6 protein-coding genes are annotated in these 7428 nt (G+C 66.1%); 5 read left to right on the top strand and 1 reads right to left on the bottom strand.

The window, feature by feature from the left end; all coding sequences use genetic code 11:
* The first annotated feature begins 252 nt into the window (after positions 1–252).
* From FJ980_RS28550 to FJ980_RS28565, 4 genes are read left to right on the top strand one after another with little or no spacing between them, the layout of a single operon-like run.
* Entirely contained in the window at positions 253–1824 is a 1572-nt protein-coding gene (locus tag FJ980_RS28550) for an NAD(P)/FAD-dependent oxidoreductase (RefSeq protein ID WP_140546993.1), read from the top strand.
* Complete coding sequence (locus FJ980_RS28555; protein WP_140546994.1) at positions 1824–2306, top strand: MarR family transcriptional regulator; 483 nt, start codon at positions 1824–1826, stop codon at positions 2304–2306. Before FJ980_RS28550 ends, FJ980_RS28555 begins: the two co-directional genes overlap by 1 nt.
* Before the next feature lie 45 nt (positions 2307–2351).
* A complete protein-coding gene (locus tag FJ980_RS28560; protein WP_140546995.1) occupies positions 2352–4505 on the top strand; it encodes an indolepyruvate ferredoxin oxidoreductase subunit alpha in 2154 nt (717 codons plus the stop codon).
* Positions 4498–6069, top strand: a complete 1572-nt coding sequence (locus FJ980_RS28565; RefSeq protein WP_140546996.1) for an indolepyruvate oxidoreductase subunit beta family protein — start codon at positions 4498–4500, stop codon at positions 6067–6069. The genes FJ980_RS28560 and FJ980_RS28565 overlap by 8 nt, the downstream gene beginning before the upstream one ends.
* A gap of 24 nt (positions 6070–6093) precedes the next feature.
* Here FJ980_RS28565 and FJ980_RS28570 read toward each other — a convergent pair whose 3' ends face one another.
* On the bottom strand, positions 6094–6540 hold the full coding sequence (locus FJ980_RS28570; RefSeq protein WP_140546998.1) for a pyridoxamine 5'-phosphate oxidase family protein: 447 nt from the start codon (positions 6538–6540) through the stop codon (positions 6094–6096).
* A 261-nt stretch (positions 6541–6801) separates the two neighbouring features.
* On the opposite strand from FJ980_RS28570, the gene FJ980_RS28575 reads away from it, so the two are divergent.
* Positions 6802–7065 carry a hypothetical protein gene (locus FJ980_RS28575; RefSeq protein WP_140546997.1) on the top strand — a complete coding sequence of 88 codons (264 nt, stop codon included), beginning with the start codon at positions 6802–6804 and terminating at the stop codon, positions 7063–7065.
* Positions 7066–7428: the final 363 nt, after the last annotated feature.

Raw genomic sequence — 7428 nt, forward strand, 5'->3', positions numbered from 1 at the left:
GATGGAGTCGAGGCGGCCGTTCTGCAGCGCTGGCGCTCTACGGCGCCCCCCTCTGTCCTGCCGGACATCTCCCCCTCAAGGGGGGAGATTGGCCGTCACAACGGTTTTCGCCAATCTCCAACATTGCAGAAATGAGCAGGGCGCCGGAACTGCTGATCTCCCCCCTTGAGGGGGAGATGGCCGGCAGGCCAGAGGGGGGCGCGAAGGAACGCGGCTTTGCGCGATTGGCCTCCCAACACCCGCGAGCCTCCAATGACCGTCCCCGATCACATCATCGTCGGCAGCGGCATCAACGCCCTGGTCTGCGCGGCGATGCTTGGCGCCAAGGGCGCGAGCGTGCTCGTGCTCGAGCGCAACGACCGTATCGGCGGCTGCATGCGCACCGAGGAGGCGACGGCGCCGGGCTTCGTCCACGACGTGATGGCCACGACCTTCGTGCTGTTCATCACCTCGCCGGCGTTCGCCGCGCTCGGCAAGGACCTTGCGCGGCATGGGCTGGAGTTCTGCCACACCGCCACCCCGACAGGCGTGCTCACGCCCGACGGCAGCCATGCCGTGCTCACCACCGACCGTGCCGCCAACATCGCGGCGCTGAACCGGATCGCCTCCGGCGACGGCGACCGCCATGGCGGCGATGTCGGCGGCATCGAGCGCAATGCCGGGCTGCTCTTCGGCCTGCTCGGCGGCGCGCTCTGGTCCTATCCGACGACCAAGCTCATCGCCGGCGAGGCCTGGCGGCGCGGCCCGCGCAACCTTGCCGCTTTCATGGGCGATGCGCTGGTGCCGGCACGTGGCTGGCTGGAGACGACCTACACATCCGATACCGTCCGCGCGCTCTGGGCGCCCTGGGTGTTGCATGCGGGGCTCGGGCCGGAGGACGCCTTCTCCGGCCAGATCGCCAAGGTCATCGCCTTCGCGCTGGAGGCGGCCGGCGCGCCGATCGTCAAGGGCGGTGCCAGGAACCTGCTCGCCGCCTTCGAGGCGCTGATCAGGGAACGCGGCGGCGAGATACGCGTCAATGCCGATGTCGCCTCAATCGTCCAGACCAGCGGCCGCGCCAGCGGCGTGCGGCTCGCGTCCGGCGAGACATTGAACGCCGAGAAGAGCGTCATCTGCTCGGTCACGCCGACGCAACTTTACGGCAGCCTGCTCGGCGGGGATGCTCCAAAACGCGATGTCGAAGCGACGCGCGTTTATCGCTACGGCAAGGGCAATTTCCAGATCCACTATGCGCTGGACAAGCCGCCGGCCTGGCGCGGCGAGGGCCTCGACAAGGTGGCGCTGCTGCATCTGACGCCGGGTTTGGATGGCGTGTCGAAAGCCTGCAACGAGGCGGTGCGCGGCCTGCTGCCGGAAGTGCCGACCATCTGCGTCGGCCAGCCGCACGTGCTCGACCCGTCGCGCTGCCCCGATGGCAAGGCGATCCTGTGGCTGCAACTGCCGGAGGCGCCGCGCCACATCAAGGGCGATGCCGCCAGCAAGCTTGAAGCGCCGGCCGACGGCCGCTGGAGCGACGCGCTGCGCGAGGCCTATGCAGACCGCGTCGAGGCGATCCTCGCCAACCACATCGACGGTTTCCGCGAGACGGTCATCGCCCGCCGCGCCTATTCGCCGGCCGATCTCGAAGCCATGAACGTCAACCTTGTCGGCGGCGATCCCTATGGCGGCTCGTCGACCATCGACCAGTCCTTCCTATGGCGGCCGTTCAAGGCCAGCCGCAACCACGAGACCGGCATCAAGGGTCTCTATCATATCGGCGCGTCCACGCATCCAGGCGCCGGGCTCGGCGGCGGCTCCGGCTTTCTGCTGGCGGGGAGGCTGTGATGGAACAGAAGCTCGCCGAAAAGCGCCAGCGCATCTCGACCCTCGGCCAGATCGGCCTGCAGCAATTCGCGCCCTATCTGATGAACCGCATCATGGGCCGCTACAACGCCACGCTGCGCGACGACTTCCGCAAGCAGGGCCTGACCATCCCGCAGGTGCGCACGCTCGCCGTGCTGTCGGTCGCCGACGGCGTCACCGTCAACGATCTCTCGGTGTACACGGTCATCGAGCAGTCGACCTTGAGCCGCACGCTCGATACGCTGGAGAGCCAGGGCCTGGTGCGGCGCGAGCAGGGCGTCACCGACAGCCGCATCCGCCATGTTTTTCTTACCGATGACGGGCGAGCGCTGTTCACCCGCGCCTGGCCCGCAATGCATGACGCTTTCGAAGCCATGTTCGATGGTATCGACGATGCCGAATACGCCGCGCTGATCGCGACGCTGCAAAAAATGCTGAAGAACATCCGCAAGCACGAAATCTAGATGCACGCGCCGCCCCACGGAAGGCGGCAACGGAAGGAGGCGGAGATGGCCGAACGGTCTTTTGCCAAGGAAGTCGAAAAGCTGAGGCTTGGCGCAGGCGAGGAATTCGCCGGCGAGGGCATCCTCGCGATCACTAAGGCGCTCTTGCAATGCGGCGTCGGCTATGTCGGCGGCTACCAGGGCGCGCCGATCAGCCATCTTATGGACGTGCTGGCCGACGCGCAGGACATTCTGGGCGAGCTCGGCGTGCATTTCGAGGCGAGCGCTTCCGAAGCGACCGCCACCGCCATGCTGGCGGCCTCCGTGCATTACCCGATCCGCGGCGCCGCCACCTTCAAGTCGACGGTCGGCACCAACGTCGCTTCCGACGCGCTCGCCAATCTGGCGTCCGGCGGCGTCACCGGCGGCGCACTGATCATCGTCGGCGAGGACTATGGCGAGGGCTCCTCCATCATGCAGGAGCGCAGCCATGCCTTTGCCATGAAGAGCCAGGTCTGGCTGCTCGACCCGCGCCCGAACCTGCCGTCGATCGTCAAGGCGGTCGAGGACGGCTTCGAGCTGTCGGAGGTCTCGAACACGCCGGTGATGCTGCAGGTGCGAATCCGCTGCTGCCATGTGCACGGCCATTTCATCGCCAAGGACAACAAGCGCCCGCCAATGTCGGTCGCCGATGCGCTGTCCGCGCCGCGCCGCGACACCGGACGCATCGTGCTGCCGCCCGCCTCCTTCCTGCATGAGAAGGAAAAGGTCGCCAAGCGCTGGCCGGCGGCGGTCGATTTCATCAAAAACCGCAAGATCAACGAGATCTTCGGCTCGGACCATGGCTCGGTCGGCATCGTCATGCAGGGCGGCATGTATAATTCGGTCATCCGCGCGCTGCAGCGGCTCGGCCTTGCCGACACCTATGGCGAGACCGACGTGCCGCTTTACGTGCTGAACGCCGTCTACCCGCTGGTCGACGATGAGTTCCTCGCCTTCTGCGAGGGCAAGCAGGCGGTGCTGGTCGTCGAGGAAGGCCAGCCCAATTACATCGAGCAGGCCTTTGCCGCCATGCTGCACAAGGCCGGGCGCGGCACCAGGCTGGTCGGCAAGGAGCATCTGCCGATGGCCGGCGAATATACCGGGCAGGTGATGCTCGACGGCATCGGCTCGTTCCTGCGGGCGCACGCCCCGCATTTGCTGCCGGGCGAGGTGCGCGCGCCGAACAAGCTGGGCGAGGGCGTCGATACGGCCGACCTCATCAATGTCGTGCCTGGACGTCCGCCGGGTTTCTGCATCGGCTGTCCCGAGCGGCCGATCTTCGCGGCGACGAAGCTGGTCGAGCAGGAGCTTGGCAAGCACCACATCGCCTCCGACATCGGCTGCCATCTGTTCTCGATCATGCCGCCCTTCGAGCTCGGCGCCACCACCATGGGCTATGGGCTCGGGCCGGCCTCGGCTTCCGCGTTCAATTCGCCGGAGGCAAAACGCCGCTCGATCTCCTTCGTCGGCGACGGCGGCTTCTGGCACAACGGCCTGACCTCCTCGATCGGCAATGCTGTCTTCAACAAAAATGACGGCGTCATCGTCATCGTCGACAATTTCTACTCCGCCGCCACCGGCGGCCAGGACATCCTGTCCTCGCGCGCCAACAATCGCACCAAGTCGACCAAGCATCCGATCGATGAAGCGGTGAAAGGCATGGGCGTCAAATGGCTGCGCCACATCGACCGCACCTATGATGTCGGCAAGATGCGCGACACGTTGCGCGATGCGCTGACCACCGAGGAGAAGGGGCCGAAGGTCATCGTCGCCTCGTCCGAATGCATGCTCAACCGCCAGCGCCGCGAGAAGCCGCTGGTCGACAAGGCGATCAAGGGCGGCGAGCGCGTGGTGAAGCCGAAATTCGGCGTCGACGAGGACATCTGCACCGGCGACCACGCCTGCATGCGGCTCTCCGGCTGCCCGTCGCTGTCGGTCAAGTCGCTCGACGATCCGCTGCGTGACGATCCTGTCGCCTCGATCGACCAGAATTGCGTCGGCTGCGGCAATTGCGGCGAGGTGGCGGATGCCGCCGTGCTTTGCCCGTCCTTCTACCGCGCCGACGTCGTGCACAACCCCGGCCGCTGGGACCGTTTCCTGGAAGGCGCGCGCCGTGCCGCGATCGGCCTTCTGCAGCGCCGCCGGGAGAGCCGCCGCTTGATGTTCGCCGATGCTTGACCAGGCTTCTCCCCTGCGCCCGAAGGCGGGCGCCTCAAACGACGAGCGGGTGATAAAACTCGCCGTGCTCGCCGTCGGCGGCCAGGGCGGCGGCGTGCTTGCCGACTGGATCACCGATGTCGCAGAGCGCAACGGCTATATCGCCCAATCGACCTCCGTGGCCGGCGTCGCGCAGCGCACCGGTGCCACGATCTATTATATCGAGATGGCCCGCGACACCGGCCGGCTGCCGGTCTTCGCGCTGTCGCCCTCGCAGGGCGACGTCGATATCCTAATCGCGGCCGAGCTGATGGAAGCCGGCCGCGCCATCATCCGCGGTTTCGTCACGCCCGAGCGCACGACGCTGATCACGTCCTCGCACCGCATCGCCGCCGTCTCGGAAAAGATCGAGCCGGGTGACGGCCGCGTCTCGTCGGAGAAAGTGCATGCGACGGCGCAAGCGGCGGCAAGGCGCTTCATCGCCTTCGACATGGAAAAGATCGCCGCCGAGAACGGCACGATGATCTCGGCCAGCCTACTCGGCGCGCTGGCCGGTTCCGACGCGCTGCCCTTCACCCGCGAGACTTACGAGCAGGCGATCGGCGCCGGCGGCCGTGGCGTCAAGCCGAGCCTCGCCGCCTTCGGCGCGGCTTACGATCGCGCGCGCGGGATCGCGGCAGCGCCGGCAAACGATACGACAGCAAAGCCTGCTGCTGCCGAACCGAAGTCGACGGCGAAGGTCAGCGGACCGGAAACCCTGCTCAAGGGCTGGCAGGAGCTTGTCGCTCGCGTGGTGCTGCTGCCGGAACCGCTGCGCGACATGGCCGAGCGCGGCCTGAAGAAGGTCGTCGATTACCAGGACATCGCCTATGGCGGCGAGTATCTCGACCGACTGGACAGAGCGGTGGCGCTGGACAATGCGGAGCGCGGCTATACGCTGTCGATCGCCGCGGCAAAGCATCTCGCCAACGCGATGTGCTATGACGACATGATCCGCGTCGCGGATTTGAAGACGCGCTCGACCCGTGACAAGCGGGTGCGCAACGAGGTCGGCGTCAAGGAAGGCTCGGTCCTGCAGGTCACCGAATATTTCCATCCGCGTATCGAGGAATTCTGCGGCACGCTGCCGGCAGGGCTCGGAAGCTACATCGAGAGCCGGCCCAAGCTCGCCGCCTTCCTCGACCGCCGCATCAATCGCGGCCGCCACATCCGCACCGACAGTTTCACCGGCTTCGCCATGCTGTGGTTCATCGGCGGCCTGCGCCGCTGGCGCCGCCGCCTGCTGCGCCACCGGGTAGAGGTCGCGCATCTGGAGCGCTGGTACGACCTGGCGCTCGGCTATGTGCGGCAGGATTATGCGCTTGCCACCGAAATCCTGAACTGCCGCCGGCTGATCAAGGGCTACAGCGACACCCATGCCCGCGCCCAGTCGAAATTCGACCGCGTGCTGTCGGCGCTGCCGATGCTCAAGGGCAGGGAGGACGCCGCCGACTGGATCCGCCGCCTGCGCGAGGCGGCGCTGAAGGACGAAAAGGGCGACATGCTGGACGGCGCGCTGAAGACCGTGGCGACGCTTGGCGGATAGCCGGCTTAATAACCGTCGAGCAGGTTATTCGACCGCTTCCCGTCCCGAGACCTGCTCGACGAGGATCCGGAAAAAGACGTGCGGCAGGCTGTCTGACACTGGAGGCGCGACGGGCTTGAGCGCGCCGGGCTCCCACCAGTCCGTGTGCTTGCTCAGCAGCGCCCACGCATGGTCGCGCTGGACCTTGTGGCCGACCCGGTCCGGCAGTTCCTCATAGCGGCCTTCAACGATCACGCTTCTCCAGCCGCGCCCCTGCGTGTGCTCTTGAACCTGCGCGCACACCAGGGGGTTCTCCCGCATCCAGTCGATCTTCTTGCCCAGTAGGGAAAAGGCATAGAGGTGGCTGTCGGCATAGGCGTAGTTGAACGGCACGACGTAGGGCTGCCCATCCTTCGCGCAGGCCAGATGTCCGGTGCGGTTGGCCGCCAGAAATTTTGTGCATTCCAGGGCGGAGAGTGTTCGGATCATCATCGGCATGATCTCCCGTTTTCAGCCGGCCTCCGGCCTCGAGAATTTTGTCGATCGGTTCTTTCAACGCTAGCGCAGGACGCGTCGTGGCTCGTTGATATGGATCAATTCGTTATGGGCGAAGGCTGAGGCCAGCCTTGCAGAACCGCACCCACCGAAACTGTACGGCGAATTGGTCTAACGAAGATGTGATCCAAACCGCTCCGACGGAATTCGGACCTGTCCTCCGTTTCACGGCGATAGGGACAATTACGGAGACAACGCATGCTCGCAAAATACGTTCTGCCCATCGCCTTGGCCGCCGGCACCTTGATGCTGTCCGGCGCCGGCTCTCAAGCTATGCCGATGGCCAAGCCAGCTGCTTCGCCGCTGCCCATCGAAGCCGTCGGCTGGCGATGCGGTCCCGGCTGGCACGTGAACCGTTGGGGCAGATGCGTGCCCAACGGCCGCCGGTTCATCCGGCCGGTGCGCCATTGGCATCCCGGCTTCTGGTATCACGGCCGCTGGCACCCCGGCTATTGGAGCTGATGATCCGTCGAGAGGATCGACGCCCGCGCGGGAAACGGCGCGGGCTTTTGTCGAGCTTCGCCATGCAGGGGTTCATTCGGTGGGCCTCCGCGCCAGCAATCGTGATTGGCCGAGCCCCTCAGCCTCGTCATCCACGGGCGGAGCAAGGAGCGAAGCGACGCAGCGCAGACCCGAGGATCCATTCCGTGACGTTGAGGCGTTGCCACGGTTCAGAATTCTGCTCCGCAGCACGCTACGATCAAAGTCACGGAATGGATCCTCGGGTCTCCGCGTCCGCTTCGCTCCCGCTCCGCCCGTGGATGACGAACTGACTAGCGCCGCTAGCCTATCGCTGACCGGCAAACCCCACGACTCACGCCACCA

It is taken from the genome of Mesorhizobium sp. B1-1-5, assembly GCF_006443065.1.
GTDB lineage: Bacteria > Pseudomonadota > Alphaproteobacteria > Rhizobiales > Rhizobiaceae > Mesorhizobium.

Bases quoted from the DNA above. Each gene is read 5' to 3' on its own strand.
- FJ980_RS28555 (WP_140546994.1), top strand. From the start codon at position 1,824: ATGGAACAGAAGCTCGCCGAAAAGCGCCAGCGCATCTCGACCCTCGGC.
- FJ980_RS28565 (WP_140546996.1), top strand. From the start codon at position 4,498: ATGCTTGACCAGGCTTCTCCCCTGCGCCCGAAGGCGGGCGCCTCAAAC.
- FJ980_RS28560 (WP_140546995.1), top strand. From the start codon at position 2,352: ATGGCCGAACGGTCTTTTGCCAAGGAAGTCGAAAAGCTGAGGCTTGGC.
- FJ980_RS28550 (WP_140546993.1), top strand. From the start codon at position 253: ATGACCGTCCCCGATCACATCATCGTCGGCAGCGGCATCAACGCCCTG.
- FJ980_RS28575 (WP_140546997.1), top strand. From the start codon at position 6,802: ATGCTCGCAAAATACGTTCTGCCCATCGCCTTGGCCGCCGGCACCTTG.
- FJ980_RS28570 (WP_140546998.1), bottom strand. From the start codon at position 6,540: ATGATGATCCGAACACTCTCCGCCCTGGAATGCACAAAATTTCTGGCG.